The following is a 26,840-nucleotide window of genomic DNA, read 5'->3' on the forward strand; positions in this document are numbered from 1 at the left end:
CCTCGCGGATCTCGAAGGTCATCGCATCCCCTGAACTGGGGTGTTGCAACAACCACTAGAACCCAAGGAAACGGTCCGGGCCTTCTGCCGGCGGAGGATACGAGATTCGAACTCGTGAGGGGTTGCCCCCAACACGCTTTCCAATTCTCCCGAACCCCGTCCGCCGGGGTTCACACCCGTCCCGACCTGCGGCGGAGCAAGTCTGTAGCTACCGGCTGAACTCCAGCAGACGGCAGCGAACGAGACCAGAACTGAGACCATTCCCCATCGGCCTTTGACCGATCTGGTGGTGTCGCCGTGAGAACGGGCACAGGCCAGGGCTGATCTCCAAGCGATGGCGCTGTGCCAGGCGTCTGACGTGGTCCCCTTTCCCGATGGGAGCTACCGGGGAACGGTCACCGCCAGGAGATCGCCGTCGCCGAGGTGCAGCCAGCCGCGACCGGGGGTGTGGGATAGGCCGACGAGAGAGACGGCCGAAGGGCTGCCGATCAGCTTTCCGGATGTGTAGGCCTCCGGCGTGAGCAGGAGGCCCCGGCACGCGTTGGGCAGTTCGCTCAGCCATTTCATGCTGAGGTCGATCTCCTGCTCATCAGCCGCCGCGACCAGAGCTGCACCTTCGCTGGATCCGTGTTGGAGTAGTCGGCTCAGCACAGGGGATGCTCCACAGTCCGCCAGCACCTCGGCGTCGTCCATCACCACCACTACAGGGTCATCCCGGGTAGCGGTGTCCAACACCTCCTCAAGTTCGTGACGTTCGATGTTGTCCTGAACAATGCAGCCCAGCACAGACGGCTGTCCTGTTAGTTCGCGCAGCGGTGAGGGCCGTGGCGCGACTAGGAGGAGCCTGGTTCCGCTGGCCAGCAGGGAGCGCGCGATAGTCGTCAGCGCGGTGGAACGCCCCGAACCAGGCGGTCCGGCAACGGTGAAGGCGGGAGCGGACCCAGCCGCGAGATCGGGGCCGTGGGCGGAGAGCGGGTCGCTTCCGACACCCGCGAGCGCCCACAACCGTGGCACTGTTGGGGGCCGCATCGTCCACGCTTCGTCAAAGCTGATGTCTGCAGGGAGGGATTCGAAGCGCAGTTGGCGCTCGAGAGCTTCATGGGCCGTGTTCCAGAGCCCCAGCAGCATCGTGTGGTCTTCCAGGAACAGGTGCGCCGCGTTGGAGAAGGCGATCAGTGCGTCGCGGTCGGGCAGTTCGCCGTGGGTGTGCCAGCGGATCCACCTGTCTGCGGAGATCCGTGTCTCTTGTTCCAGCTCAGTGAAGGACCAGCGGCGTTTGCGTTGGTGTTTTTCGAGGCAGTGGCGCAGCGCGTTGAGCTCTCGACGCGCGGGCGAGCGGACCATCTCGAACTCGTGGCTCTGCACCCCGTAGAACGTGGCATTCGCCGGACGGTGTTTCTCCAACGCGTCCGCCATCCTGGCGAATCCCTCGCTGCGGCGGACCACACCGAGAAAGATCCTGAGTGCGTCTTTGTCATCCCACAGCGACTGTGCTGCATTGATGATCAAGGCCTTCAGCGATTCCAACGCGGCGTCGCCATGCGCATCGTCGTCTGCTCCCTCGTCTGGCTCCGTGTCGTCATCCTGGAGGCTTGCGTGCGCCTGGGCGACCGTCTCGCTGACGGCTAGCTTCCACAGTGCCTTGAACCGGTCGGCCACAGTGCCGTGATCGTCGCGGGTGATCTCGGCAAGAGCGCGGACGATGAGGTCCAGGCGGCCTAGCGGTGGAAGGTCGGGCTTCTGGAACGCATCCAGGACCGCTTGGTGGTTGACGATCCAGAAGCCCTGCGCGTCCTTACCGATCTGATCCCGGATGTTCCGTGCGGACGGGAGCCCCGCGTCGAGTCTGAGGTCGTGGAGATCGTTGTTCAGTTTTTCCAGGCAGGGCTGACGGGAGAGGTCCGGCCTCGTCCACAACTGAGCACTCACAGTTCCGCCCCTGGGATGGAGTTCACAAGCCGCCAGCCTGGCAATCGACGCTGCCAGCCATTGTCAGACTCTGTCACAGACCGCGCCCCCCGCGGCCCTGGTTGGCCAATGTCGTCAGGGACTGTCCGGGGCCGTCAGAGGCAGCTTCCGGTGACCCACGCTGGCTGTGGCAACGGCAGTGGGCCGGTCACAGATGGAAGGCAAGTCCCATGGAGCAGATCAGCGTTCGCACCGTCGTCCTCCTCCTGGTGGGCATCCTCGCCGTCGTTCTCATCGTGCGCGCACCGACCCTCGGGCTCGCCATGGTGGGAGCGACTGCGGTGGTTGCGCTGCTGGCCCAACTCATGGGTAGGGAGTGAGACTGCCGGCCCGAGAGCACCGGGTGCAAGGCCGCACCGGTGCTGATCACTCTCGGCGAGCTAACCGACCCTGAGGTCTCCGGCTGAATCGCTGGTGCGGATTCGGCCAGCCTGAGAGCAGCGGGAACTGCAACTACGGAACGACGAGGGCCCGACCGCAGATTGGTCGGGCCCTCGTTCGCCCCGGTGAAACCCTGCTCGCCCTCCGCTTGCGTCCCTGTTGCTGGCGTGTACGCGGCGATGCGTCATCGCGATCTCCCGGATCAAGGATTGTCGTACCTGCTGATCAACAGCCTGTCGCGCGGTAGCGTGATGGGTCTGTGACGGTGCGCATGGAGGAGGGGCCGGTGCAGCAACGTGGTGCCCGCAACAAGACGATCAACCCAAGCGCCTACAACGCACTAGCCGATGCGCTCTGGAGGATCTTCTGGAACAAGGGCCACTTCGAGCGGTATGTGCGTGGCATGTTGCGGGATCACAGCGAGCTCTTGGCCCGCCTTGACTTTGGCAGGACCAAGCGCGAGGCGTCCGGCGAACTGGTGGACCTTCTCCGCGCCAATGAAGGTCGGTACCTCGATGTGACCGTGGCGCTCATGCTCGACATTGCTGGGATGGACCGGTTTCCGAACCTCGAAAGCCAGATCGATGGAGCCGACATGGTGGCCAAGGCTGAGGCTGCCGTGGCCGAGTTGCGTCGATGGACCGGAAGGCAGCAAGAGGTCATCACGGAGCATGAAGAGTACGCGGCCTCCGTCGCCGAGAGTGCTAAGAAGGCCCAGGCCATTCGGGCATTCACCAAGATCCATGAGGATCTGAAGCAACGCTTCTTCGTGATGCACTCAGCCGCCGACAAGCACCAGCGTGGGCGAGACTTCGAGGGTTCATCAACGAGCTATTCGCCTTGTACGACCTGGAGCCGCGGGCCTCCTACAGCCTGGAACATGAGCAGATCGATGGCGCGCTCTCCTTTGATACCGACCACTACGTCCTTGAGGCCAAGTGGTGGAAGGAGTCCATTGGGCGGCCGTTGCTCGACATTTTCAAGTCCAACATTGAGCGCAAAGGCAAAAATACTCTTGGTCTCTACATCAGCATGAGCGGTTTCACCTCGGACGCCTTGGATGTGTACGCCTACAGCACTCCGTTCATAACGGTGGACGGAGGTGACTTTATGGCTGTCCTTGACCAGCGCATTCGCCTTGACGATCTTATCCGCCGTAAGAAGCGCCATGCCAGCGAGACAGGTCACTGCTATCTGCCGGTCTCCAAAATCCTGTCGGATTCGGAGTAGGTTGCGGCTCTCTCTGCCATCTACTTGCGGCCTTGGCGGCGGCGCGAATTGAGGAAACGGCATTGCTGCTGGGCCGCTCCCCCGTTCGAGGCGGATGCTGGTTAGGTACTCCGCGTTCTCTGCGGAACCTGAGCTGGCGGGACGGGCTCAGTTCAAGCGGCACGGAGCGACTTAACGAGAGCGCGCGCGGAGGGGCGCTCTCCAGGGTTGTGTACGAGGCCGGCCTGCACGGCGGTCTTGAAGACTGGGTACGGCCGCAGTACGGGAACAGCCTCATCCTGCTCGTCGTGCGGCCTTCGTAAACTGGCAGCAGCCGCTACATTCGGTCATATTGCTGCTATGACTCGCCGCCAGGAGCACGAGGCGAGGAATCTTCCTGAAGGCGAAGAGTTTTCACCCAGAGCGCCACGAGGGCGGTCGCAATGGCTGCCAGTGCAGCTTCAGCGAGCCCGGCCAGTGCGAGGATTGCGATGGTCCCAGCGGCTATGGCCGTGAAGATGACAAGCGTGATCAGTTGTCGCCGATCTCTGCGGCGGCGCCGATGTGCCTCAACAGAGTCCGCCTGAATTAGCTCCAGCTCATTGGCGGACTGTCGGGCGATGTCTCGGATTCGACTATCTGCGAGGCACTCCACAAGATGCTGGATTTCATCTCTGGCGGCGATCCTGCCAGCTTCCCCGTCAAGCTCCACCCCTCCGCGTAGTTTCCTCACGAGTGCGGCTGCAGTCGCGTATTCCTGGACAACGTCAGGCATTGGAGTTCGCCCATCAGGCAGTGCACGCTGTAGCGCGTATCTCTCTAGAGCTGCGGCCAAGTTTTCTAGGCTCTGCACCGCTTCGGCGTGGGGAGGTTCAAATGGGCGTATAGAAGATGGCTCCACTCCCATTCTGAACGGGTCGATAAGTTTTACCAGAGACTCGTAGGCGTGCGTTCCGATAATGGATGTTGTCCAGCGTGATTGCGCAGGGACTCCAGCGAGCAGGAAAATCACTATGCTTGAGAAGGCTGGCGCAATCGAAAGGAGAGTTGCCGCCCCTTTCCAGGAGCCGCTTAGCGAATGCTCCGCCCAGCGCATCAGGGCAAGCCCTGCGAATATTGACAGCACGGCAGGCAAGGCCATTTTAAACTTAATCCCGCGGAGTGATGCCAGCGTGAGATGATCTGAGCGCTGGAGATATTCTCTTGCAGTCGCCGAAAGTGGATAGGTGAGCCCTCCTTCCTTGGCGCGCAGTACTGCTGCACGCTGTGCAGCAGCCTTGCGTGCTCCGCGCCAGGAGATCCGCTCTGACCAGGTAGCCTTTGGGAGCCGCGCCGCCGGGGCCGTCTGAAGTGTCAGGCCCAGGCTGATGATCCACATCATTACGGCCAGAGCTCCGAGCACTTTTTGCGTAGAGTCGTTCAGCATTCGTTGATAGTGTCAGGCGTTACCGACAATTGGGTGCCGTAGTTAAGGTGGGCGCTAGCGGTGGGGCTCTGAGTGTCGTGTGCCATATCTATACAGACCTCTGGCTTGGGCTGGCCGGGGTTCACTACTCGTAGGCCCATGCTCGTCCAGTCTGGCGATACTGCTCGACGGGGATGGGCTCGGCACCGGCGTGCATCCGCGCGGTGTAGAGCAGGCCGTCGAGGTGATCGATCTCGTGGTGGATCAGGCGGGCGAGGCCGCGTTCGTAGGTGGTGGTGGCCACCTGGCCGTCCAGAGTGGTGGTCTCCACGGTGATCTGCAGGGGCCGGGGGACCAAGCCGCGAACGTCGAAGAACGACAGGCAGCCCTCGAACTGCTCGTCCGTCTCGTCGGAGCGGTCGGTGATCCGCGGGTTGAGCAGGACGATCGCCGGAGCGTCCGGGGCGGCAGGCTGGACGATGGCGGCGGTCCGGCCGATGCCGATCTGGGGTGCCGCGATGCCCATGCCCTTGGCGAAGGGGTGGACTTGGCCGATGCGCTCCATCGCGGTGAACAGCTTCTCCACGACCTGCTCGGCGGCCTCGCGCTCGGCGGGCAGGTCGAAGGGACGGGCGGGCTCGGCGAGGATGGGCGCGCCCTCCTGGACGACGCCAAGGTCACGCATCTGCTCGCTGGGCCGCACCTGGATCACCTGAACTCCCCTTGGGTTGTGTCGCGTTCGGGTCGGGCCCGGAATCGCCATTCGAGACGGTACCGGGCGTGGAGGTCCGGTGTGGAGGTGCTCCAGGAGAAGACGCGTATGTCGCCCTCCTCGCGCCGGATCGGGGCGGTCCGCAGCGGTGCCGCTTCGGCGGTCATTGACGTCTCCATGCCCCACACGGCCGGGTCAAGGTCGGCGGGGAAGGCGAGTTCGACTTCGAGATGTTCGGTGGGCAGGCGGACCGCGCGCTGGAACCAGCGGCCCCACTTCTCCTCGCCGACCGAGTAGGCGTACTCGATCCACACCTCCTCGCCCGGGTAGAGCGGGAAGCGGCCGTGCTCGTTCTCGAAGAGCAGCCATATCTCCTTGAACGCGTCGCGGTCGTGCTTGGCCTGCCATCGCATCGCCTCCCCGCGGCAGGTAGCGGTGAGCGCGAGTTCTTCCCAGGTCAACGGGTGTTGGCGGTAGTGGGCGTTGGAACGTTCGGGCTCGCCGGGGTAGCGGTCGACGCTGATGCGGATCAGGTACCGGGTGATCGGCTCGCTGCCGGTGTTCCGCAGCAGGCGGCGCATCGTGAGCCGGTAGTGGGTGCCGTCGTAGTCCAGGCGGGCTCCGTCATGGGCCACGACGATCGCCGAGCCCGTCGCGTACGGCTGCTCGGGCCGCCGCGGTGCCGGTGGGGCCAGGGACGGCGCCGTGCGGGACTTGGCGGCCTCGTACTCCAGCCAGCGCTTCCAGATGGCCTTGCCCGCGTTGAGGATCTCCTCGGCGCGGCGACCGAAGTCCTCGGTCGGCTTATGCCGGCCGGACTCCACGTGGCTCACGTACGACGGGTCGAAGCCCATCTGACGGGCCAGCTCCCGCTTGGGCAGCCCCCGGACTTCACGCCAGTAGGAGACCTCCGCCGCGAACGCCTCTGCGGCCTGCTCGACCGTCGGGGCATCGCCTCGCGCGTCCATCAGTGCCCCCGCCCTGGCTGCTGGATGAGATGAATGAACCGTGAGTGATCTAGATTCATCATTCTGTCACGGTCCTCGTCGCCAGTTTCCTTCTTTTACCGGCCCGGGTCGACCCCCCGGGCCCAGAGAGGGAGGGCCCAAGCGATGCGCGTGTTGTACCTGCTCAACGTCTCCAACTCCAGCCAGCTGACTGCCGATTCCGGCTACACCTTCGCCGACATGCTGACCCCGGCCCTGGTCGATGCCGGGATCGAGGTCACGTTGGCCTCTCCTGTCCCGGCCAGCGACGACCGCGTGCAGTTCGTGCGGACCGCCTCGCCGTCGACCAAGTACCGGGCCCGATTCAACCCCGGCGTGGGTTCCCTGGTGCGGCTGTTCCGCCGGCACCGGCCCGAGGTGGTGGTGGCCAACCAGATCGAGGCCGCTCCTGCCATTCGCGCGGCGCTCCTGGAAGCCCGGGTGGACGCGCTGATCGCCGGCTACTGCCACTACCTGCCGTTCTCCTTCACCGACACCGGTCAGCTGGAGCTGGACCCCGCGATGGACGACGGCGGGCTCGGCCGCAGCGTGCTCCTGGCCTTCTCCGCTGGCCTCGCCGCCTGCGACCGCGTCCTGGTCCACTCCGGTACGGCCGCCTCGTGGACTGCCGCCGTGGCCACCCGCACCGGTGTCGAACTCGCCGAGAAGCTGCACGTGGTCCCCGCCCCAAGGGACGTGCGCTTGGTGCGCGAACCAGCTGACTTCACCGCCCCAGTGGGCGCCGCTGTCGGCATCTACAACCACCGCCTGTACGCCCACTACGGCACCTCGCGCTTCACCCGGCTCGCCCGCCACCTCGTCGCCAAGGCCCCGGTACGGCTCACCGTGATGGACCTGTTCGGCACCCGCAGCGCCGAGCGCGTCCGCCTGGACCCCAGCCCCGAGCGGCACCTGGAGGAACTCGCGGCCCTGGACGGCGTCGACATCGCCTCCGACCGAGGCGACCGCATCCGCTACCGCAACCTGCTCGCCGGAGCCCACTTCGGCATCGCACCCTTCCGGCCCGGCTGCCCCTGGTCCATGTCGGTGATCGACTGCCAGGCGATGGGCCTGCCCGTGATCGGCCCGCGCACCGGCTGGCTGGCCGAGCGCCTCGATTCCGAGCTGCTCTTCGACGACGACGACCAGGCGGCCCTGATCGCCGAGCGCCTCGCCACCGACCCCGAGTTCTACCTGCTGCACGCCGAGCGCGCGTACGTCTGCACCACCGACCTCACGCCCGACGCGGTTGCCGCCCGCTACCTGGAGGCGATCAAGTGACCGGCTTCGACGCGGTCCAGCTTTCCTACGACGAGCCGCTGGCCGACTCCCTGCACACCCGCCTGGCCCGCGTGCTGGGTGGCAGCGTCAAGCGCCTGCACGGGGTGCGCGGGATGCGCCGTGCCTACCGCCTCACCGCCGAGCTGGTCGACACTGACCAGTTCTTCCTCGCCGACGGCGACTTCGCGATCGACCCAGAGTTCCCCACCAGCTCGGTGGAGCCGCTGGCCGCGGGGGTGTCGATGCGGGTCTGGCGGGCCGTGAACCCGGTCAACGGCCTGACCTACGGCTATGGCGGACTCAAGCTCATCCGCACCAGCGCGCTGCGGGAGATGGGCCAGGCCGTCGACGTGCTCGCCGCGCTGCCCGGCCGGGTCGAGTTCAGCCAGCACACCGCCGGTATCACGCTGTTCAACCAGACCCCGTTCCACGCCTGGAAGGCGGGCTTCCGAGAGTGCTCGATGCTCGCGCGCGGCAGCGAGTACGGCATGACCGATGCCTCCGCGCAGGAACGCATCGACGCCTGGAAGGCCGGCAAGGACGGCGACTTCGCCGACTATGCGTCCGTCGGCGCCCGCGACGGGATCGAGTTCGCCCGGACCGCGGCCCGCGACCCCGAGCGCTTCGAGGCGCTCAACGACCCGTCGTGGCTGCACCAGCACTTCATCACGCTGCACGGCGAACAGGCGGTCGCCGGATGAGCAACCGCCTCGGCCCGCTGGTCCTGATCGAGCCGAACGCCCATCGAGGCGGCGGGCACCACCAGCGCACACTGGCCGCGCTTGCCGCCGCTCGCCCGGGTGCCGTAATCATCACCCCGGAGGGGATCGCCGACGGGCCCGGTGCGCTGTTGCGATCCGGGGCCTGCATCACAGCTGGACCGGTGGGTACGGCGGCGAAGGCCCTGATGGCCGGAGCCCGAACGGCGGCATACGTGTCGACCACCGGCAAGCGGGCCTTCGGCTCGCGACGCTGGCCGGTGGCGCTGCGCCGCCTGCCACACCAGGTCACCCTGATCGCACGGTGCCTGACCGAAGCCGCCTGCTTTCGCATCGCCCGGCGCCTCGTACCGCAGCCGGCGGCCGTGGTGATCCTCAGCGCGAGCGAGGCCCTGCACGGCGCTGCAGCCCTGCTCGGCGGCACCCCACATCTGCGGTTCATCCACGAGCTGGTCACCACCGAAGACTCGCCGGTCCGTCTGCTGGGTCGGCTCGCCCGGCGGAGCGAGAAGCACGTGGTCGCCCTCTATCCGACCACCGCCGTCCGTGACCGGCTCTCCCCGGTCTTCCCCCACCTCCCAGGCCGGGTGCGGGCGTTCGCGGTCGACGACGGTCGGCCCCTCACCGCCGCCGAGCGCGACGGTGCCCGCGCCGCCTTCACCATCCCCGCCTCGGCGACGGCGGTCTGCCTGGTCGGCGGCTGGTGGCCCTACAAGGACATCGCCACCATCGATGCCGCCCTGGCCCGCCTCACCAAGCCGCTACACGTCCTGGTCTGCGGCACTCCGCTGGACGACGCGGTACTCGCACGCTGGCACCGCATGCCTCGTGTCCGGGGCCACACCGTCCCCGGCCCGGTCGGCGAGGACGTCCTCCGGTTGGTCTATGCCGCCGCCGATGCCGCCGTGGTGGCCCGGCGTCCCGGCACCGGCAAGGAGTCCGGCCTGGTCATGGACGCCGCCCGGCTCGGTGTCCCACTGATCGTCTCCGACCACGACCCGGACCTGACCGAGCGGCTGGTTGGGCAGCCCTGGGCCCAGGTGTTCCCGGCCGGCGACCCGGGCGCCCTGGCCGCCGCGCTCGACGCTCTGGCGGACGGGCCGCCGGAGCGGCCGGGGCCGAAGGCACCCACGGCGCTGGACATGCTGCCGGCAGCCGAGCAGGCCGCCTACCTCATCGACACCTACACCGACCTGATCAAGGAGTACCGATGACGCCCGCCGCCCCCACGCTGGTCGCCGTGATCGGCCCGGTCGAACCGGCCCTGCTGACCGCCTGGACCGCTCACTACCGCCGACTCGGCATCGATCGCTTCCACCTCGCCTTCCACTTCGCCGAGCACGTCCCCGACGCCTGGCGTCGCCAGTTGCTGGGCACCGCCCGGGAACTCGACCTGCCCACCGGCCAGGTCAGCACCGGGCCGTGGCACGAGCACACCAACACCGAACTGCGCGACGCTCTGCGCCAGCAGGCCGGCCCCGGCTGGCACCTGCTCGCCGACTCCGACGAGTTCCACACGTACCCGGCCACGCTCAGCGACGTGGCGGCGGAGGCCGAGGAGAACGGTCGGGCGGTCGTGGGCGGGCTGATGCTCGACCGCGTCAGCGCGGATGGTCGATTCGCCCTCTGGCGGCCCGAGAGTGGGCTTGACCGCGCCTTCCCGCTCGGCGGTCACCTCACCCACCGCCTCCTGCAGGGCGACCCTCGCAAGATCGTCCTCGCGCTCTCCGATGTCACCGTCGCCTCCGGCAACCACCGTGCCCCCGGCCGCAGGCCCGACTCGCACACGCTCGCGTGCGTCCACCACTTCAAGTGGCGCGCCGGCGTCCTGGACGACCTGCGCCGCCGTGTCGACCGCTTCACGTCCGGCGCCTGGACCGAGCACACCCCGGCCGTCCGGACCGAGGCCACCCGCCTGCTGCAGCACATCGACCGCCACCACGGCCGCATCGACGTCTCCGACCCCCGCCTGGCCTTCCGCCACGTCACCCTCGACCGCCTGCCCGACGACTGGGCCACCGAAGCCGCCCAGATCCACGCCGCCTGGCGCCCGCCCCGTCAGAGCCAGCCCGGCTCCACGGTCTCCTCGCCCTCGTCCTGAGGCGCCTCGAACCGCGCGAAGAAGTTGTCCAGAGCCTCAGGGGTCACGATCAGCGCGTTCGCGTCCCCTCGCTGGTTGCGCTCGGCCAGCCTGCGCAGCAGCTCGTCCCGCTCGACGGGGAAGTACAGCAGCCGCCACCGACCGCCGGCCGACTCCACCAGCTCCTTCATCGCGTCGCGGTCCTTGCGCGGCCACAGCCCGTGGTCCCACACCACGTCCCGGCCCTCGGCGACCAGCTCGACCAGCCGTGAGTGCAGCTCGGCAACGACCGGGGCCTCCTTCTCGAAGTAGGTGTTCTCCGGGTAGTCGACGCCGTACCGGCCGTGCCGCTCGTGGACGACCTCGTCCACCGACAGCCGCACCGCACCCTGCGGCTCCAGCTCCCGCTGGGCGTAGGTCGTCTTCCCCGAACCGGTGAGTCCCACCAGCAGGAACACCACCGGACCACTCTCGGCCACCGACAACTCCCCTCACCGCCACCAGCGTTCACCGGCAAGTCTGCCACCACGGGCGGCTCCGGGAACCGCGTTCCGCACCCGCCGCCACTCGAAGGAGCACAGCGTGTCCGCCTCCGCCCTCGCCCGCCTGCTGCGGGCCTACGTCCGCCACGCGCCCGGAACCGTCGGCAAGGCCCAGCTCGTCGACCGTTTCCTCGACGACCACCCGCGAACCCGTCCCCTCCACGCCCCTGCCCGGTTGCGCTCGGGAGACCTGGTCACCGTCACCACCAGCGACGTCATCCAGCGCTACCAGTACCTCTTCGGCGAGTGGGAGCCGAACCTGAGCGCCTTCCTGCGCGACCGCCTGCGACCCGGGGACACCTTCGTCGACATCGGGGCCCACCGTGGCGCGTTCAGCCTCCTGGCCTCCCACGCAGTCGGACCGACCGGCCGAGTCGTCGCCATCGAGCCCACCCCGCAGTTCCATGACGACCTCACCAGAGCGGTCACCGCCAACCGCCGGGTCAACATCCGGACCGTCCGCGCCGCCGCCTCCGACCTCACCGGCACGCTGACCCTCTACCTGGAGGGCCCGGCCAACCTTGGTCACACCACCGCCATTCGGCCCCGCCACGTCCACACCACCTTCCACGTGCCGGCCGCACCGCTCACCGAACTCCTCAGCCAGGCCGAACTCGACACCGCCCGAGTCATCAAGATCGACGTCGAGGGCGCCGAGGCGGCGGCGGTCAGGGGACTGCTGCCCGCGCTGCCGCACCTGCGCGAGGACGTCGAGCTGGTCGTGGAAGTCACCCCCAAGCTCCTGGCCAAGCAGGGCGAGAGCGCCGCCGGCATCATCGACGCCCTGCGCGAGCACGGCTTCCACCCGTACACGCTCACCAACGACTACGACCCGGCCACCTACCCTCAGGCCATGCGTCGACCGCAGCCGCCCGTCCGGTGCGCCGAGACCCCGGAGCACATGACCGACCTGGTCTTCTCGCGCACCGACGGCGACCGGCTCACGCTCGGGCGCTGAGCACCCACGCCGCCCACGCTCGCTGAGCGGCTGACCGAGGCCGGCTACCCGCTCAACCAGTCGGCGGTGTGGCGCATCGAGAGCGGCGAACCTCGCCGGAGAGTCAACCTGGACGAGGCCATCGGCTTCGCTAAGGTCTTCGACATCTCCCTGGACAACCTGGTCGGTCCGCCCGAGATCGCCGCCAACGCCCACGTGAAGCGGCTGCTGGCCGAGTTCGCCGAGAGCTGGCAGAAGTTCGTCGCGGTGCGCAAGGAGATGGAGAGCGCCCGTGACGCGCTCGATGCCTACGGCACCGCCCACCCGAACCTCGCCGAACTCATCAGCGCGATGATCACCCGTGTCGTGGCTGACGAGGTCGGTGACGATTACCGCCCGCCGAGCTCTCCGTCTGGCTCGTCCGACGCCTAGGGGCTCGCCGACCCGGGGGCCGCGACATAGCCCGTCGCTCCCGACAGCGACCCTGGCCACTTGAGGGCGCCTGCTGCACGTTGCCGAGTCCGCACGTCACTCCTGCCGCTGATCCGATGAGGACCAGATCATGCTGGACGTTCGGTGGTTTGGTGCGGCCGTTATCAACCGCTAACGTCCCCTCCCGCCGGTCCGACCACGGGCTTTGCCCGCCCGTGGAGCCTCGACCCGTCGTGCCTTCCGCAACCCCTCGGTGCTACGAACGCCGGGGTCACAACGCGGGCCCATACAACCGATTCGCCCATCCCTGGAACACCGACAACGGCGGCGCATAGCCGAAAGCGCCGCCGGGATAGGACACCCATGCCCGACATCGTTGGAGCTTGCCCGGGTGGCCCGCGCTCTCGGCACTACCGAGCGCGCCCTCCTCCGCCTAATTGCAGATCAGGGCGGTGGTGCAGCCGACCCGACGCTCCTCGCCCTCACCGTCGAGGAAGCCGCCCGCCGTCTCGGCGTCGGCCGGACGACCATGTACGCCCTGGTCGCCTCCGGCGAAGTCCCTTCAGTGACGATCGGCCGCCTCCGCCGAGTGCCCGCCGAGGCGCTCAAGGAGTACGTGGCCGCCCGCGCGGCCGCCGCCGCTTCGAACGTCGCCCTTGCGGCCTGAGGGGGCGCAGATGGCGAAGACCCGCAAGCCCAACGGCGACTCCTCGATCTACGAGGGCAGCGACGGCCGCTGGCACGGCCGCGTCACGGTCGGTGTAAAGGACGACGGCACCCCCGACCGCCGCCACGTCAGTGCCAAGACCCGGCCCGAGGTCACGGCCAAGGTCCGCAAGCTGGAGAAGCTGCGCGACAACGGCACCGTGCCCAAGGCCGGCCAGAAGTGGACGGTCGGCAAGTGGCTGACCCACTGGATCACCGAGATCGTCCCCGGCACCGTCAGCGAGAACACGTACGCCGGATACGAGGTCGCCGTCCGCGTGCACCTCGTCCCCGGTCTCGGCGCGCACCGCCAGGAGAAGCTGGAGCCCGAGCACCTGGAGCGCTTCTACAAGAAGATGCAGGCCACCGGCAGCGCCGCCGGGACCGCCCACCAAGCCCACCGCACCATTCGTGTCGCCCTCGGCGAGGCCGAGCGGCGCCAACACCTCACCCGCAACGTGGCCACGATCGCCAAGGCCCCGAAGCTCGAAGAGGAAGAGGTCGAGCCGTTCGAGATCAAGGAGGTCCAGGCGCTCATGGAGACGGCGCGTAAGCGCCGGAACTCCGCCCGTTGGCTCTTCGCGCTGGCCCTCGGTCTGCGGCAGGGTGAGGTGCTCGGACTGCAGTGGAAGGACGTCGACTTCGACCGCGGCGTTGCCTGGGTCCGGCGTGGCCGGCTGCGGCCCAAGTACCAGCACGGCTGCGGCGACCGGTGCGGGCGCAAGCCCGGCTTCTGCCCGCAGAGGGAGCCGGTCCGGCGCGAGACCAAGGACACCAAGTCCCGAGCCGGGCGCCGCGCGGTGCCGCTGCCTGAGCAACTCGTCGTGATCCTCCGCCAGCACAAGGAGGAGCAGGACCGCGAGCGGGCCCTCGCCCGGGACCACTGGACGGAAAAGGGCTACGTCTTCACCTCGGAGACAGGCGAGCCGCTCAACCCCAGTACCGACTACCACCACTGGAAGCGGCTCCTGCGCGAAGCCGGAATTCGCGACGGCCGCCTCCACGACGCCCGCCACACCGCCTCGACCGTCCTGCTTCTGCTCGGCGTGCCGGAACGGATCGTCATGGCGATCATGGGCTGGTCCTCGACCGCGATGGCCCAGCGCTACCAGCACATCACCGAGCCGATGCTGAACGACGTCGGCAAGAAGATCGGCGCGGCCCTGTGGGGTGGCAACGCCGACTAGGGCCTCTCGTAAGGTTCTTGTCGGATCAGTGCGTGATACTCCCTGCTCTCGAGGGGCTGGGACTTCCCCGACATCCTGCGCCCGCCGAGTCCTGAAGGCGACGATCACGTCGGAGATGGCTGCTCAGGTCCGGACGTGGCGAGTCGATGAGGACTTCTCCAGGCGCGCTATGGCCGCCCAGGCCGTGCCCGACCTGTGGGACTCCGAATGGGGCAGTAACCAGCTCTACGGTGAAGACCTTTGCGTGGCCGCGGCGAAGATGCTGGGTGAAGACCCCTACCAGGAACCGTGGAACGCCGGCCGTCCCCTTCGCTGATTGTCGGGCAGCACGGCGTGCGACGGTAGGCGGTGGCGGCCTCTTGTGTCGTGCTGACCCTCATTGTCAATGTTCGAAGGTCACCACCTCCAAGCTTGCCGGCACCCCACCGGAGCTGATCGTGAACGGCCGGACGGGCGGTAGGATTTGGGCCATGAGGTTCATCGAGATGCCGCAGGTCGAGTCCGACCTGTCCGGTGCGCTGGACCTCCCGGCCCTTCGATCCGGTATTCGAGTGGCCCGTCGTCGAGAGCGAATGGCGCGGGTCGAGCGCATGAACAGCTTCCTATCTGCTCCACAGCCCCCAGAGGACTGGCAGCATCTCGTTGTGCCTCACCTGTCTGATGACTTCGGGGCAGACTTCGTGCTCTCAGACCCAGGCACCGGCGCTATCACTGAGGTCCAGGTTAAGAGGACCACGTCCCTGGGACGGCTGTGGAGCCGCGGGACCGCGGAAGTGGCGCGGTCGATGGTCGACTTCTGCCAAGGAGTCGAGCTCGAGGTCGGCATCGACCCCGCCGAGCTGTCGAACGTGCTCGTCCTCAGCGCAGCGGACCGTGCCCTCCTGACTGAGGATCCCTCAGACGGCTGGGAATGGAGCTACGCCGAGCTGCGTGCGGCCCGCCAGGTGGCGTCCGCTTCCGAGCTGTTCCGAGTTCTCGTCAGCCCTCGGCCGGTACGAGCAGTTCTTGGGCCGGTCCCGCGAAGAGAATCCGAGCCGCTAGCGATCGCCTGCGGGATCACTCGGTTGGCCACACCACTGGTGCCCCGGCCTCCATCGATCCAGGCTGCCCGGATGTCCAGGCAGCGGCTGGTCCTGGCCGCGTAATCAGGGCCGTGTCCCTCCGGCCACAAGCGGAGACTCTTCTCGCGGAACGAGAACGCCTCATGGCAACCTTCCTCCACTCGCTCGGCCTGGAGACCGCCGTCAAGCTGCTGGCCCTCATGATCGTGGGCAGCCTCGACGTCTGGTTCCAGGTCCTGTTCCAGCGCCGCCAGCAGGAGCAGGTCAAGGCTGTGGCGCCAAGGCCCCGGGGCCGGCGCAGCTGCCGTCACCGCCAGCTGCAGCGCATCGCGGACCGAAAGCGGGCCGCTGCCCGCCAGCAGCGGCCTGCTGGCCAGGTCCTGAGGCAGTCGGCCTCCCGCCGCACTGCCCGCCGCAGGCCCAGCACCCGGCGCAGCTAGCTCGAAGCGGCCGACGACGGCGAATCCGTCTGATCCGTGTCGAGGGTGCCCCGGCCCATGGGTCGGGGCACCCTCGCTCCCACAGTTGGCTTACCGAGAGGACTCGACTGCCGCGGTGAAGTCGTTCAGCAGGTCGGCGATGCTGCGGTCAACTAGTGCAACCGTTTCTGTCCACCCGCCCTGCGGCATATCGTCTCTCGTTGCGCCGAGTGGTAGGTCAAGACTCGTCCATTGATCCAGGACAAGGCCCTCGGCCTTGGCTGCCAGATGACCTGGGAGCAGTTCCTGCGCAATCAACGTCCACCCGTTGCGCTGGTGGGCACGAAGCCGTTCGCTGTTCTCGTTGTAGATCCCGATCTTCCCGGCAGCGAGTTCGGAGTGGAGGATCAAGTAGATGTAGCCAGGCCTGTCCGGCTTGAAACCGTGCTGGGCACAGCTGCTGCAAGGCGCACGGCGTCGCTGGATCACCTTGTCCAGTATTGGGCTCACGACCTGTCCGCAGGCGATGTGCTTGGCCTGCCAGGGCGTCGTGACGTTCCCAGGGAACGGTTCGAGTGGTTCCAGTCCTACAGCCTCCATGATTTCCACGGCAGTACCTGGGTCGGTGGCCCGCTTGGCACAGAAGCGGCATTTGCCCTTCGTCTTTCGGGCGTTGGTGAGGCTCGGGTCGACGATCCTCGTGCATCTCAGGCAGCGGCTGCGCCAGGGCTCGTTGACGCCCGGATAGGGCACCAGAGGCTCGAGCCCCAGCGCGAGCATCTCGTCCCGGGCCTCGTCGGGAGGGATAGGCGCGGAAGACGAGCAATGGAAGCAGGCTCCATTGCCGGCGTAGACGACGCTGCTGTACCAGACGTCGATCTCACGGTCGCAGCCGTTGCAACGGCACCGCCAGGTGCATTGTGTGCCAGGGAAGGGCTCAAGGGGTTCAACGTTGGCCTTCCGGATGTTCGGCAAGGCCGCTTCCGGCTTCACGCGACGCTTCTCGGCGGCCTTCCGAGAATTGTTGATCTGAGCACAGGTCTTGCAGGGGCCTTGGCCCTTGGTCACGACGCTTGAGTAGGACGACAGGGTGACGTGCCTACGCGCGTGGCAGATGCCGGGCCATGGCTTGCCAGAGCCCGGATACGGGATCTGCGGGTCTGTGCCGCGATCCCGCATCTGCTGGGCTCGGGCTATCGGGTCGATCTTGCTCAATGGCTGTTCCCGTCGGACTGGTCAGGTCAGCCGCGGCAGCGCGGCCAGCCGGGGAGTGGTGACGCTGCCCGGCATCGCCAGCACCGCCACGGTCCTCGGATGAGACCACGGGAAGGCCAGGGTCGTCAGGCGAAAGAGCCAGAACCTGCAACTGAGACCAAAACTGAGACCACGAGACGACGAAGGCCCGGACCGTCGAAACGGTCCGGGCCTTCTGCCGGCGGAGGATACGAGATTCGAACTCGTGAGGGGTTGCCCCCAACACGCTTTCCAAGCGTGCGCCCTAGGCCTCTAGGCGAATCCTCCGTGGGAGAGCTTAGTACATGTTTCGGGGTGGTCGCGACCACCTATCCCGCAGGTAGGCGGCGGGGGTGGCCTGTGGATCGTCGGGGCCGGGATCCGGTAGTGTGGTGGTCAGCCCCTCGTGTGGCGTCATCTCTCTGAACCCCCCCAGGGCCGGAAGGCAGCAAGGGTAGGAGGGCTCTGGCGGGTGCACGGGGGGTCTTTGCGTTCCCGGGGGCGGGTCGGGCGGGGGTGGGGGACTTCGGGGCGACGCGTTTGTCGGTCCGTCCCGATATCGTCGGGGGTGTGTCCCTAGCCCTGTACCGCCGCTACCGCCCCGAGACCTTCGCGGAGGTCATCGGGCAGGAGCACGTGACCGCTCCGCTCCAGCAGGCCCTGCGTAACAACAGGGTCAACCACGCGTACCTGTTCAGCGGCCCGCGCGGCTGCGGCAAGACGACGAGCGCTCGCATCCTGGCCCGCTGCCTGAACTGCGAACAGGGGCCGACGCCGACGCCCTGCGGGGAGTGCCAGTCCTGCCGGGACCTCGCGACCGGGGGGCCCGGTTCGATCGACGTGATCGAGATCGACGCCGCGTCGCACGGTGGTGTGGACGACGCGCGCGAGCTGCGTGAGCGGGCTTTCTTCGCGCCGGTGCACAGCCGGTACAAGATCTTCATCCTGGACGAGGCGCACATGGTGACCTCGGCCGGTTTCAACGCGCTGCTGAAGGTCGTCGAGGAGCCGCCGGAGCACCTCAAGTTCATCTTCGCGACGACCGAGCCGGAGAAGGTGATCGGGACGATCCGGTCCCGGACGCACCACTATCCGTTCCGGCTGGTCCCGCCCGGCACGCTGCGCGACTACCTGGCGGATGTCTGCGGGCGGGAGGGCATCCGGGTCGAGGACGCGGTGTTCCCGCTGGTGGTGCGGGCCGGGGCGGGCTCGGTGCGTGACTCGATGTCGGTCATGGACCAGTTGCTGGCCGGGGCGGCGGAGGACGGCGTCACCTACCAGATGGCGACCGCGCTGCTCGGGTACACCGACTCCGCGCTGCTGGACGAGGTGGTGGACGCCTTCGCCGCGAACGACGGGGCGACGGTGTTCCAGGTGATCGACCGGGTGGTCGAGGGCGGCCACGATCCGCGCCGTTTCGTCACGGACCTGCTGGAGCGGCTGCGCGACCTGGTGATCCTCGCCACCGTGCCGGACGCCGGGGAGAAGGGGCTGATCGACGCCCCGGCGGACCGGATCGCGGTGATGCAGGCGCAGGCGGACGCGTTCGGCGCGGCCGAGTTGAGCCGGGCCGCGGACCTCGTCAACACCGGGCTGACCGAGATGCGCGGCAATGCGGCGCCCCGGCTGCAGTTGGAGCTGATCTGCGCCCGGGTGATGCTGCCCGGCGCGTACAGCGACGAGCTGTCGCTGCAGGCGCGCCTGGACAAGTTGGAGCGGCGGGCGGCGGCGGGCGGGTTCGCCGCCGGGGTGCCAACGGCTGCGCAGGTGACCGACCCGGTGGCCAACGCGATGGCAGTCCCGGTGAGCGCCCCGGTGACGGCCCCCGGTGCGGTGCCGGTGGCGGTCCCGGTGGCGGCGGAACCGATCGCGCCCGTACCGGCGGCGCCGGTGCAGGCTGCGCCCGTGCAGGCTGCGCCCGTGCAGGCTCCGCCGACCTCGGCCCCGACCCAGGCCGCGCCCGCCGGGCCGGCGCCGGGGGCCTGGCCGATCCCGCGCAGTTTCCCGCCCGCCGGCGGCGCCCCGGCGCCCGCGGCGCCCGCCGCACCGCAGCCGCAGGTCGCCCAGGCCCCGGCTCCCGCTCCGGCTCCCGCGCCCACCCCGGCTGCTGCGGCCGCCGCACCCGGTGGGCAGCCGTCGGCCGCCGCGCAGCAGGGCGCCGCGCAGGTCCGGCAGCTGTGGCCGCAGATCCTGGAGGCGGTGAAGAACCGCCGCCGCTTCACCTGGATCCTGCTCAGCCAGAACGCCCAGGTGGCCGGGTTCGACGGCAACGTGCTGCAGGTCTCGTTCATCAACGCCGGCGCCCGGGACAGCTTCGTCGGCAGCAACAGCGACGACGTGCTGCGCGCCGCGCTGGCCGACGCGCTGGGTGTGGACTGGCGCGTCGAGTGCATCGTCGACCCGTCCGGCGGCACCGGAGCCGCCCCGGTCGCTGCCCCGCCCGGCGCTGCCCAGGGCGGGGGCGGCTGGGGAGCCCCGGCCCGTCCGGCTGCCGCTCCGTCGGTGGGGCCGGCGTCGGCCGCCGTTCCGGCGCCCGCGGTCGCGCCCCCGCCGGCGCAGGCCCCGGCCGTGCGGTCCGCGCCGGTGCAGGCTCCGCCGCCCGCCGCGGCGCCGGCCCCTCCGGTGCGGTCGGTGGCCCCGGAGGACGACATCCCGGAGGAGGACGACCCGGACCTCCACGAGGAGGCCTTTTCCGGTCAGGAGCTGATCATCCGCGAGCTGGGTGCGACGGTGCTGGAGGAGATCCACCACCGGGGTACCTGAGCGGGGCGCAGCACGTAGGCTCGGCGGTGACGAAGGACTCACCGCAGCGACAGCGATGACAGCAAGGAGAGAGCCGTGTTCCCCGGTGGTGGCCAGCCCAACATGCAGCAGCTGCTGAAGCAGGCGCAGAAGATGCAGCAGGATCTCGCGAAGGCCCAGCAGGAGCTGGCCGAGACGAAGGTGAACGGTACGGCGGGCGGCGGCCTGGTCGAGGCGACGGTGACCGGTGCCGGTGAGCTGGTGGCGCTGGCCATCGCCCCGGCCGCGGTCGACCCGGAGGACACCGAGACGCTGGCGGACCTGATCCTGGCGGCGGTCCGGGACGCGAACCAGACCGCGCAGAAGATGCAGGCCGAGCGCATGGGCCCGCTGACCCAGGGCCTCGGCGGGGGCATCCCCGGCCTGCCGTTCTGAACCGTCCGGGGACGACGGGCCTGAGGGCCTGAGAGCCTGAGCGGGTGGGCCCACCCGGTCCGAGCGGACGGGCACCCGGCCCGAGCGGACGGGTCCGTCCGCTCCGCGCCGCCCACCCGGTCCGCGTCGACAGGCCCATCCGGTCTGTAGTTCAGACGACGGACCCATGTGATTTATGTGGGAGTCGGGCGTCGGGCGCTGCGCCCGACGCCCGGTTCGTTGGATGATGGCACCGGAACACCACCGACCATCCGAAGGAAGGCGCGACGTTGTACGAGGGCGTGGTTCAGGACCTGATCGACGAACTGGGCAGGCTGCCCGGCGTCGGGCCCAAGAGCGCCCAGCGGATCGCCTTCCACGTGCTGCAGGCCGACCCGACCGACGTGCGTCGGCTCGCGCACGCGCTGCTGGAGGTCAAGGACAAGGTCCGCTTCTGCGCGGTCTGCGGCAACGTCGCGGAGGCCGAGCAGTGCCGGGTCTGTCTGGACCCCCGCCGCGACCTCGCCGTCATCTGCGTGGTCGAGGAGCCCAAGGACGTCGTCGCCATCGAGCGCACCCGTGAGTTCCGCGGCCGCTACCACGTGCTGGGCGGCGCGATCAGCCCCATCGAGGGCGTCGGCCCGGACGACCTGCGCATCCGCGAGCTGCTCGCGCGCCTCGCGGACGGCACGGTCACCGAGCTGATCCTGGCCACCGACCCCAATCTGGAGGGGGAGGCGACCGCCACCTACCTGGCCCGGCTCTGCAAGCCGATGGGCCTGAAGGTGACCCGTCTGGCGAGCGGCCTGCCCGTCGGCGGGGATCTGGAGTACGCGGACGAGGTCACCCTCGGCCGCGCCTTCGAAGGGAGACGACTGCTCGATGTCTGACCGGACGACCAACCCGCAGCACACCCACGCGCACGGCTCGGAGCCGGACGACTTCGCCGTGCAGATCGCCGACTCGGTGGGGAGCTTCGTGCTCGCCGTCACCGAGGTCGCCAAGGGCGACGAGCCGGGCAGCGTGGTGTCGCTGCTGCTCCTGGAGGTCTCGCAGCTGCTGCTGGCCGGCGGCCGGCTGGGCGCCATCGAGGACGTCGTCCCGGAGGACCGCTTCGAGCCCGACACCGGGCCCGAGCCGGACGGCGAGCAGCTGCGCGAGCGGCTGGCCGAACTGCTCGCCCCGATCGACGTCTACCACGAGGTCTTCGACCCGTACGGCCCGCCGGAGAAGCCCAACGCGTTCCGCATCTCGGACGACCTGGCCGGGGTGGTCGGCGAGCTCCAGCACGGGCTGACGCACTACCGGGAGGGCCGGGTCAGCGAGGCGCTGTGGTGGTGGCAGTTCTCGTACCTCTCCAACTGGGGCACGACCTGCACGGCGGTGCTGCGGGCGCTGCAGTCGCTGATCGCGCACGTCCGGCTGGACAGCCCGATCGGTGCGGCGCCGGACGGCGCGGACACCGACGACGACGGGCTCACCGACGAGCAGCTGGAGCAGCAGGCGGGCGACCTGATGGCGGCCGAGCTGGGGCTGGGCCGGTAGCACGCGGGGGGCCGGTCGCACGCGGGGTCGGTGGCGCCGGGGTCCAGGACGGCAGCGCCGGGATCCGCCGGGTGCGCACGCCGGGATCCGCCGGGCGCGCACGTCGTGTTCCCGGGTGTGAAGGCCCGGTTCCCGAGCGTGCGGGCGGGGTTGTGACGAATGCCTCAGCGATGCGCCCGGAAAGGAAATCCGGCCGGACGCCACCGCGCGGTCGGTTGTTTCTTCGGGCCCGTACCGAATCGCCCGCAGACCTGCCGGTGGGGCCTCCTGCCGGCCCCCGACTCGCCGACCGCCTGTTGAAACAGGCGTCTCACCATATGGAAAGCGCCGGTCGGGGCACCCCCGCTCGGTAGACTGGCGCGGACCGCACACCCCCCTCCACCCGGGGGGTACGGGGGCCTTGCACCCCCGGAAAACGACACAAGTCGAGGAGCGCACGTGGGCCTTGTCGTGCAGAAGTACGGCGGCTCATCCGTTGCGGATGCCGAAGGCATCAAGCGCGTAGCCCGCCGAATCGTTGACGCCAAGAAGGCCGGCCATGAGGTCGTCGTCGTGGTGTCCGCGATGGGCGACACGACGGACGAGCTCATCGAACTCGCCGAGCAGGTGTCACCACTGCCTGCCGGTCGCGAGTTCGACATGCTGCTGACCGCTGGGGAGCGCATCTCCATGGCGCTGCTGGCGATGGCGATCAAATCCCTGGGTCACGAGGCCCAGTCCTTCACGGGCAGCCAGGCCGGCGTCATCACCGACTCCGTCCACAACAAGGCGCGCATCATCGACGTGACGCCGGGCCGCATCCGCACCGCCCTCGACGAGGGCAACATCGCGATCGTGGCCGGCTTCCAGGGCGTGTCCCAGAGCAGCAAGGACATCACCACGCTCGGCCGGGGCGGCTCGGACACCACCGCCGTCGCCCTCGCCGCCGCCCTCAGGGCCGAGGTCTGCGAGATCTACACCGACGTGGACGGCGTGTTCACCGCCGATCCGCGCGTGGTGAAGAAGGCCCGCAAGATCGACTGGATCGCCTACGAGGACATGCTGGAGCTGGCGTCCTCGGGCTCCAAGGTGCTGCTCGACCGCTGTGTGGAGTACGCCCGGCGCTACAACATCCCGATTCACGTACGCTCGTCCTTCTCGGGTCTCCCCGGGACGATCGTCAGCAACGACAACCCGAACAAGCCCGAAGGGGGCGAGATGGAGCAGGCCATCATCTCCGGAGTCGCCCACGACACCTCCGAGGCCAAGGTCACCGTCGTCGGCGTGCCCGACAAGCCGGGTGAGGCGGCCCGCATCTTCCGCGCCATCGCGGACGCGGAGGTCAACATCGACATGGTGGTGCAGAACGTCTCCGCCGCGTCGACCGGTCTGACCGACATCTCCTTCACCCTGCCCAAGAGCGAGGGCCAGAAGGCCATCGACGCGCTCGGCCGGGTCAAGGAGGGCATCGGCTACGAGTCGCTGCGCTACGACGACGCGATCGGCAAGATCTCGCTGGTCGGGGCCGGCATGCGCTCCAACCCGGGCGTCACCGCGACGTTCTTCGAGGCGCTGTCCGCCGCGGGCGTCAACATCGAGCTGATCTCCACCTCGGAGATCCGCATCTCGGTGGTCACCCGCGCCGACGACGTGCCGGAGGCCGTCCGCGCCGTGCACAGCGCCTTCGGCCTGGACAGCGAGTCGGACGAGGCCGTCGTCTACGGCGGCACCGGGCGATGACCAGGGAGCGGAGCCGGGGCACCGGGCGATGACCCGGCGGCCGAACCTCGCCGTCGTCGGCGCCACCGGCGCGGTCGGCGAGGTGCTGCTCGGCCTGCTCTCCCTCCGCCAGGACGTCTGGGGCGAGATCAGACTCGTCTCCTCCCCGCGCTCGGCCGGCCGCACGGCGGTCGTGCGCGGGGAGACCGTCGAGGTCGTCCCGCTCACCGAAGAGGCCTTCGCGGGGATCGACCTCGCCGTGTTCGCCGTCCCCGAAGCGGTCTCCGCCCAGTGGGCACCGGTCGCGGCGGCCAAGGGCGTCGTGGTGGTCGACGACTCCGCCGCCTTCCGCACCTCCGACGACGTCCCGCTGGTCGTCCCGGAGGTCAACGCGGCCGCGCTGCGGATCCGTCCGCGCGGCATCGTCGCCAGCCCGGCCAGCACCACCCTCGCGATGATCGCGGCGGTCGGCGCGCTGCACGCCGAGTACGGACTGGAGCAGCTCGTGGTCGCCTCCTACCAGGCGGCCGGCGGCGAGGGCAGGGCCGGCGAGACGGCGCTGCGCGAGCAGACCGCGCTGGTGGCGGGCACCGACGTCGGCCGCCAGACCGGCGACCTGCGGGCGGTGATCGCCGAGCCCGGGCCGTTCGCCGCCCCGCTCGCGTACAACGCCGTGCCCTGGACCGGCGGGCTGCGCGAGGGCGGCTGGGCCGCCGAGGAGATGGCCATCCGCGACGAGTCCCGCAAGATCCTCGGCCTGCCCGGCCTGAAGGTGTCCGCGACCTGCGTCCACATCCCGGTCGTCCGCACCCACGCGCTGGCCGTGCACGCCCGGTTCGAACGGGAAGTCACCCAGGAGCACGCGCAGGACATCCTGCGGGACGCACCCGGTGTCGTCCTCTACGACGACCCGGCCGCCGGTGAGTTCCCGACGCCGAACGACGTGGTCGGCACCGACCCGGTCTGGGTCGGACGGGTGCGCCGGGCGCTGGACGAGCCGGAGGCGCTGGACCTGTTCCTGTGCGGGGACAACCTGCGCAAGGGGGCGGCGCTCAACCTGCTGCAGATCGCCGAGTCGGTGGCCGGCCGGCTGACGGTGGAGTAGGGCGGGCCGTCGGGGCCCGGTCGGGCTTCTGTCGGGCTCCGGCCGTTTCTGTCGGGCTCCGGCCGGGTTTCTGGGGGGCTCCTGGCGGGCTCGTTTCGGGCTCTGACACCCCTCCGGCGCTTCCGATGTGTCAGCTTGTGTCCATACCTGTGTCCGCTCCTCGACACAATCTGTCCGGAATCCCGGGGGAATCCCCTGGAGGCCGCTTCCGCCCATGCGGAAGAATGGGCCCCCGGCTGGGCAACCATGACAGGGGATCGAGTGTCCAACGGGCGTGGCGAACGTGATGGTGGGGGCAAGGGCGGGCATCCCGGCGAGAGCCGCGGTGTCCTTCCCGTCGCACGCCCCGTGGCCTTCGAGTAGGCCGGAAGACGACCAGATGACGGCGGCCACACCGGGTGCGGCGGGCTCCGGTGCCGGTACCGACGCGGGTACCAGCGAGGACCTGCTCACCGCGACCTACCAGGCGCACTACCGCTCGCTGCTGCGGCTCGCCGCACTGCTCCTCGACGACCTCTCGACCTGTGAGGACGTCGTCCAGGAGGCGTTCATCAGGGTGCACGCCGCCCGGCGCCGGGTGCGCGAGCCCGAGAAGACGCTGGCCTACCTGCGGCAGACGGTCGTCAACCTGTCCCGCTCCACGCTGCGCCGACGGATCCTCGGGCTGCGGCTGCTGCCCAAGCCCATGCCTGACATGGCCAGTGCAGAAGAAGGTGCCTACGATGCCCTGGAGCGCGACCAGTTGAAGGCCGCGCTGCGTGGTCTGCAACGCCGTCAGCGGGAGGTTCTGGTGCTGCGTTACTTCGTGGACATGACGGAGGCGCAGGTCGCCGACACCCTGGGCATCTCCCTCGGCTCGGTGAAGGCCTACGGCTCGCGGGGACTCGCCGCCCTCCGCGCCCAGATGGAGGCCGGACATGGCTGAGGCGGACGGCGTCGGGCGGCCGTCGGCGGACGGACTCGGGGGGCCGCCGGTTCCCGGGCTCGGGGGGCCGTGGGTCGACGGCGCCGATCGTCGGCGGGCGGACGGCGTCCGGCGACGGGGGGTGGACGGCGCCGACGGGGAGCCCGCGGAGCTGCCGGAGCCCCCGGAGCTGCCGGAGGCCTCGGAACTCTCAGGGCTGTACGGACTGTCGTCCGACGAACGGGCGGTGCGGGAACTGCTGCACCACGCCGTTGCCGGGATCCAGCCCGCAGCCGGCGCACTGCCCCGGATCCGCAGGGCCGTACCCCGCCGGCGGGCCGCCCGACGCGGAGCCTGGACCGGCGCCGCGGCCCTCGCGCTCGCCGTCGCGATCGTCCTGCCGGTACTGCACGAAGGGGAGCACCTAGGGCTCTCCGGCGGCCCCGGCGCGGCCGACCCCGACAGCCCGGCGGCCACGGCACCCAGCAGCCCCGCCGCCGGTGCCGGCGGCGCCGGTACGGCCTCGCACTCCGGCCCGAGCGGCGCCGGCGACGCCTCACCGGCCGTCGGCACGGCCTCCGTCTCGCACCTGCCCGGCGTCGAAGCCTCACGCACCGACGGCACCGTCCCGCCCACCGGGACCGCCGTCACCGGCGACGGCGGCATCGTCCCGCTCTGCACCCGGGCCGACCTCGGCGGGGGCACGGCGCAGGTCGCCGCGCCCGACGCGACGGGACGGGTCTACGGCTCGTTCACCGTCTACAACGTCTCCGTGCACAGCTGCCGCGTCGGCGGCCCGGGCGCGGTGGCCGTCACCGACGTCAGTGGCACCGACCGCGGCCGCATCCGCACCGCCGACCACAGCTCGGGCGACCCGGCCGGCGGCCTGAGCGCGATGGACGCGGAGCCGCCGGTGCTCGCCCCCCGGACCGGCTACCGGGTGCCGTTCGTCTGGGTTCCCGACCAGAGCTGCACCGGCACCGGCGGCGCCACCAGCGTGCCCACCGGCGCCAACCAGGCCCCCAAGAACTCCCAGGCCCCCGCCGCCTCGGGCGCCCCGCGCGCCCGGGCCACCGGCGCACCCACCGCCAACCCCCAGATCAGCTCGTCCCCCTCGGCAGGCCCCACCGCGGCCCCCAGCGGCACCCCCACCGCGACCACCAACCCCCCCACCC

The 26,840-nt window shown here is 69.5% G+C and carries 27 protein-coding genes, 1 tRNA gene, 1 other RNA gene and 1 pseudogene; 22 read left to right on the forward strand and 8 right to left on the reverse strand.

Annotated elements, in window-relative coordinates:
* Nucleotides 1–381: 381 nt before the first annotated feature.
* On the reverse strand, nucleotides 382–1,929 hold the full coding sequence (locus IF30_RS0135880; RefSeq protein WP_030246431.1) for a hypothetical protein: 1,548 nt from the start codon (nucleotides 1,927–1,929) through the stop codon (nucleotides 382–384).
* A 209-nt stretch (nucleotides 1,930–2,138) separates the two neighbouring features.
* On the opposite strand from IF30_RS0135880, the gene IF30_RS48280 reads away from it, so the two are divergent.
* Nucleotides 2,139–2,288 carry a hypothetical protein gene (locus tag IF30_RS48280; protein ID WP_158835758.1) on the forward strand — a complete coding sequence of 50 codons (150 nt, stop codon included), beginning with the start codon at nucleotides 2,139–2,141 and terminating at the stop codon, nucleotides 2,286–2,288.
* Nucleotides 2,289–2,689: 401 nt separating this feature from the next.
* Here the strand turns inward: IF30_RS48280 and IF30_RS48285 are convergent, their stop codons facing one another.
* Nucleotides 2,690–3,109, reverse strand: coding sequence for a hypothetical protein (locus tag IF30_RS48285; protein ID WP_158835761.1), 420 nt, complete (start codon nucleotides 3,107–3,109; stop codon nucleotides 2,690–2,692).
* A gap of 53 nt (nucleotides 3,110–3,162) precedes the next feature.
* Between IF30_RS48285 and IF30_RS45990 the strand changes: the two are divergent.
* A pseudogene (locus IF30_RS45990) lies at nucleotides 3,163–3,579 on the forward strand (restriction endonuclease); the annotation flags it as partial.
* Between the two features lie 337 nt (nucleotides 3,580–3,916).
* Here the strand turns inward: IF30_RS45990 and IF30_RS48290 are convergent.
* The 3 genes from IF30_RS48290 to IF30_RS0135900 form a co-directional block, all read right to left on the reverse strand.
* Complete coding sequence (locus IF30_RS48290) at nucleotides 3,917–4,984, reverse strand: hypothetical protein (RefSeq protein ID WP_158835764.1); 1,068 nt, start codon at nucleotides 4,982–4,984, stop codon at nucleotides 3,917–3,919.
* A gap of 124 nt (nucleotides 4,985–5,108) precedes the next feature.
* Complete coding sequence (locus IF30_RS0135895) at nucleotides 5,109–5,675, reverse strand: peptide deformylase (RefSeq protein WP_107054603.1); 567 nt, start codon at nucleotides 5,673–5,675, stop codon at nucleotides 5,109–5,111.
* Entirely contained in the window at nucleotides 5,672–6,643 is a 972-nt protein-coding gene (locus tag IF30_RS0135900; protein WP_030246435.1) for a helix-turn-helix domain-containing protein, read from the reverse strand. The genes IF30_RS0135895 and IF30_RS0135900 overlap by 4 nt, the downstream gene beginning before the upstream one ends.
* 144 nt (nucleotides 6,644–6,787) lie before the next feature.
* Here IF30_RS0135900 and IF30_RS0135905 point away from each other — a divergent pair, with 144 nt between their 5' ends.
* Genes IF30_RS0135905 through IF30_RS0135920 form a run of 4 tightly spaced genes read left to right on the forward strand, consistent with a single transcriptional unit; the run spans nucleotide 6,788 to nucleotide 10,762 of the window.
* Nucleotides 6,788–7,942, forward strand: a complete 1,155-nt coding sequence (locus tag IF30_RS0135905; protein ID WP_030246437.1) for a glycosyltransferase family 4 protein — start codon at nucleotides 6,788–6,790, stop codon at nucleotides 7,940–7,942.
* A complete protein-coding gene (locus IF30_RS0135910; protein ID WP_030246438.1) occupies nucleotides 7,939–8,643 on the forward strand; it encodes a hypothetical protein in 705 nt (234 codons plus the stop codon). The genes IF30_RS0135905 and IF30_RS0135910 overlap by 4 nt, the downstream gene beginning before the upstream one ends.
* Nucleotides 8,640–9,875 (forward strand): glycosyltransferase, encoded by a 1,236-nt coding sequence (locus IF30_RS0135915; RefSeq protein ID WP_030246441.1) that lies wholly within the window; start codon nucleotides 8,640–8,642, stop codon nucleotides 9,873–9,875. Before IF30_RS0135910 ends, IF30_RS0135915 begins: the two co-directional genes overlap by 4 nt.
* Nucleotides 9,872–10,762, forward strand: a complete 891-nt coding sequence (locus IF30_RS0135920; RefSeq protein WP_037902351.1) for a glycosyltransferase family 2 protein — start codon at nucleotides 9,872–9,874, stop codon at nucleotides 10,760–10,762. The genes IF30_RS0135915 and IF30_RS0135920 overlap by 4 nt, the downstream gene beginning before the upstream one ends.
* On the opposite strand, the gene IF30_RS0135925 is transcribed toward IF30_RS0135920, so the two are convergent.
* A complete protein-coding gene (locus tag IF30_RS0135925) occupies nucleotides 10,720–11,220 on the reverse strand; it encodes an AAA family ATPase (protein ID WP_199807993.1) in 501 nt (166 codons plus the stop codon). The two genes, IF30_RS0135920 and IF30_RS0135925, sit on opposite strands and share 43 nt — an antisense overlap.
* 103 nt (nucleotides 11,221–11,323) lie before the next feature.
* Here IF30_RS0135925 and IF30_RS0135930 point away from each other — a divergent pair, with 103 nt between their 5' ends.
* From IF30_RS0135930 to IF30_RS0135960, 7 genes are all read left to right on the forward strand, one after another.
* Nucleotides 11,324–12,241 (forward strand): FkbM family methyltransferase, encoded by a 918-nt coding sequence (locus IF30_RS0135930; protein WP_030246447.1) that lies wholly within the window; start codon nucleotides 11,324–11,326, stop codon nucleotides 12,239–12,241.
* 66 nt (nucleotides 12,242–12,307) lie between these two features.
* Nucleotides 12,308–12,652: a hypothetical protein gene (locus IF30_RS0135935; protein ID WP_051711942.1), complete on the forward strand. Its 345-nt coding sequence runs from the start codon at nucleotides 12,308–12,310 to the stop codon at nucleotides 12,650–12,652.
* 391 nt (nucleotides 12,653–13,043) lie between these two features.
* Nucleotides 13,044–13,319, forward strand: a complete 276-nt coding sequence (locus IF30_RS0135940) for a helix-turn-helix domain-containing protein (protein WP_234322972.1) — start codon at nucleotides 13,044–13,046, stop codon at nucleotides 13,317–13,319.
* 10 nt (nucleotides 13,320–13,329) lie between these two features.
* Entirely contained in the window at nucleotides 13,330–14,544 is a 1,215-nt protein-coding gene (locus IF30_RS0135945) for a tyrosine-type recombinase/integrase (RefSeq protein ID WP_030246453.1), read from the forward strand.
* Nucleotides 14,545–14,659: 115 nt separating this feature from the next.
* The gene (locus IF30_RS0135950) at nucleotides 14,660–14,860 is read left to right on the forward strand and encodes a hypothetical protein (protein ID WP_051711944.1); all 201 of its coding nucleotides are present in this window, start codon (nucleotides 14,660–14,662) and stop codon (nucleotides 14,858–14,860) included.
* A gap of 154 nt (nucleotides 14,861–15,014) precedes the next feature.
* A complete protein-coding gene (locus IF30_RS0135955; protein WP_030246458.1) occupies nucleotides 15,015–15,689 on the forward strand; it encodes a hypothetical protein in 675 nt (224 codons plus the stop codon).
* A 59-nt stretch (nucleotides 15,690–15,748) separates the two neighbouring features.
* On the forward strand, nucleotides 15,749–16,045 hold the full coding sequence (locus tag IF30_RS0135960) for a hypothetical protein (protein WP_030246459.1): 297 nt from the start codon (nucleotides 15,749–15,751) through the stop codon (nucleotides 16,043–16,045).
* Between the two features lie 90 nt (nucleotides 16,046–16,135).
* On the opposite strand, the gene IF30_RS48295 is transcribed toward IF30_RS0135960, so the two are convergent.
* Together IF30_RS48295 and IF30_RS0135970 are read right to left on the reverse strand one after the other, a co-directional pair.
* Complete coding sequence (locus tag IF30_RS48295) at nucleotides 16,136–17,239, reverse strand: hypothetical protein (protein WP_158835767.1); 1,104 nt, start codon at nucleotides 17,237–17,239, stop codon at nucleotides 16,136–16,138.
* A 221-nt stretch (nucleotides 17,240–17,460) separates the two neighbouring features.
* Nucleotides 17,461–17,545: transfer RNA gene (locus IF30_RS0135970), tRNA-Ser, on the reverse strand.
* Nucleotides 17,546–17,655: 110 nt separating this feature from the next.
* On the opposite strand from IF30_RS0135970, the gene ffs reads away from it, so the two are divergent.
* The 9 genes from ffs to IF30_RS44255 form a co-directional block, all read left to right on the forward strand.
* An RNA gene (gene ffs / locus IF30_RS44765) (signal recognition particle sRNA small type) lies at nucleotides 17,656–17,746 on the forward strand.
* 81 nt (nucleotides 17,747–17,827) lie between these two features.
* A complete protein-coding gene (locus IF30_RS0135975; RefSeq protein ID WP_037902354.1) occupies nucleotides 17,828–20,020 on the forward strand; it encodes a DNA polymerase III subunit gamma and tau in 2,193 nt (730 codons plus the stop codon).
* 75 nt (nucleotides 20,021–20,095) lie between these two features.
* Nucleotides 20,096–20,434 (forward strand): YbaB/EbfC family nucleoid-associated protein, encoded by a 339-nt coding sequence (locus IF30_RS0135980; RefSeq protein WP_030246466.1) that lies wholly within the window; start codon nucleotides 20,096–20,098, stop codon nucleotides 20,432–20,434.
* 269 nt (nucleotides 20,435–20,703) lie between these two features.
* Nucleotides 20,704–21,303 carry a recombination mediator RecR gene (gene recR / locus IF30_RS0135985; protein WP_030246467.1) on the forward strand — a complete coding sequence of 200 codons (600 nt, stop codon included), beginning with the start codon at nucleotides 20,704–20,706 and terminating at the stop codon, nucleotides 21,301–21,303.
* Nucleotides 21,296–21,958 (forward strand): DUF5063 domain-containing protein, encoded by a 663-nt coding sequence (locus IF30_RS0135990; RefSeq protein WP_030246469.1) that lies wholly within the window; start codon nucleotides 21,296–21,298, stop codon nucleotides 21,956–21,958. The genes recR and IF30_RS0135990 overlap by 8 nt, the downstream gene beginning before the upstream one ends.
* A 438-nt stretch (nucleotides 21,959–22,396) precedes the next feature.
* The gene (locus tag IF30_RS0135995) at nucleotides 22,397–23,677 is read left to right on the forward strand and encodes an aspartate kinase (RefSeq protein WP_030246471.1); all 1,281 of its coding nucleotides are present in this window, start codon (nucleotides 22,397–22,399) and stop codon (nucleotides 23,675–23,677) included.
* A gap of 28 nt (nucleotides 23,678–23,705) precedes the next feature.
* Nucleotides 23,706–24,761, forward strand: a complete 1,056-nt coding sequence (locus IF30_RS0136000; RefSeq protein WP_030246473.1) for an aspartate-semialdehyde dehydrogenase — start codon at nucleotides 23,706–23,708, stop codon at nucleotides 24,759–24,761.
* Between the two features lie 379 nt (nucleotides 24,762–25,140).
* The gene (locus tag IF30_RS0136005) at nucleotides 25,141–25,686 is read left to right on the forward strand and encodes a SigE family RNA polymerase sigma factor (RefSeq protein ID WP_051711948.1); all 546 of its coding nucleotides are present in this window, start codon (nucleotides 25,141–25,143) and stop codon (nucleotides 25,684–25,686) included.
* The coding region (locus IF30_RS44255) for a hypothetical protein (RefSeq protein ID WP_051711949.1) at nucleotides 25,679–26,840 on the forward strand (1,162 nt) is incomplete at its 3' end. The genes IF30_RS0136005 and IF30_RS44255, both read left to right, overlap by 8 nt.

Origin of the sequence: Streptomyces sp. NRRL S-350, assembly GCF_000719705.1 — a bacterium.
In the GTDB taxonomy this organism is placed as follows: domain Bacteria; phylum Actinomycetota; class Actinomycetes; order Streptomycetales; family Streptomycetaceae; genus Kitasatospora.

Excerpts from the sequence above, each read along its gene's own strand:
- IF30_RS0136005 (WP_051711948.1), top strand. The coding sequence starts at position 25,141 with ATGACGGCGGCCACACCGGGTGCGGCGGGCTCCGGTGCCGGTACCGAC.
- IF30_RS0135955 (WP_030246458.1), top strand. The coding sequence starts at position 15,015 with ATGAGGTTCATCGAGATGCCGCAGGTCGAGTCCGACCTGTCCGGTGCG.
- IF30_RS0135900 (WP_030246435.1), bottom strand. The coding sequence starts at position 6,643 with ATGGACGCGCGAGGCGATGCCCCGACGGTCGAGCAGGCCGCAGAGGCG.
- IF30_RS48280 (WP_158835758.1), top strand. The coding sequence starts at position 2,139 with ATGGAGCAGATCAGCGTTCGCACCGTCGTCCTCCTCCTGGTGGGCATC.
- IF30_RS0135920 (WP_037902351.1), top strand. The coding sequence starts at position 9,872 with ATGACGCCCGCCGCCCCCACGCTGGTCGCCGTGATCGGCCCGGTCGAA.
- IF30_RS0135905 (WP_030246437.1), top strand. The coding sequence starts at position 6,788 with ATGCGCGTGTTGTACCTGCTCAACGTCTCCAACTCCAGCCAGCTGACT.
- IF30_RS0135950 (WP_051711944.1), top strand. The coding sequence starts at position 14,660 with ATGGCTGCTCAGGTCCGGACGTGGCGAGTCGATGAGGACTTCTCCAGG.
- IF30_RS0135960 (WP_030246459.1), top strand. The coding sequence starts at position 15,749 with ATGGCAACCTTCCTCCACTCGCTCGGCCTGGAGACCGCCGTCAAGCTG.
- IF30_RS0135915 (WP_030246441.1), top strand. The coding sequence starts at position 8,640 with ATGAGCAACCGCCTCGGCCCGCTGGTCCTGATCGAGCCGAACGCCCAT.
- IF30_RS0135990 (WP_030246469.1), top strand. The coding sequence starts at position 21,296 with ATGTCTGACCGGACGACCAACCCGCAGCACACCCACGCGCACGGCTCG.
- IF30_RS48290 (WP_158835764.1), bottom strand. The coding sequence starts at position 4,984 with ATGCTGAACGACTCTACGCAAAAAGTGCTCGGAGCTCTGGCCGTAATG.
- IF30_RS0135945 (WP_030246453.1), top strand. The coding sequence starts at position 13,330 with ATGGCGAAGACCCGCAAGCCCAACGGCGACTCCTCGATCTACGAGGGC.
- IF30_RS0136000 (WP_030246473.1), top strand. The coding sequence starts at position 23,706 with ATGACCCGGCGGCCGAACCTCGCCGTCGTCGGCGCCACCGGCGCGGTC.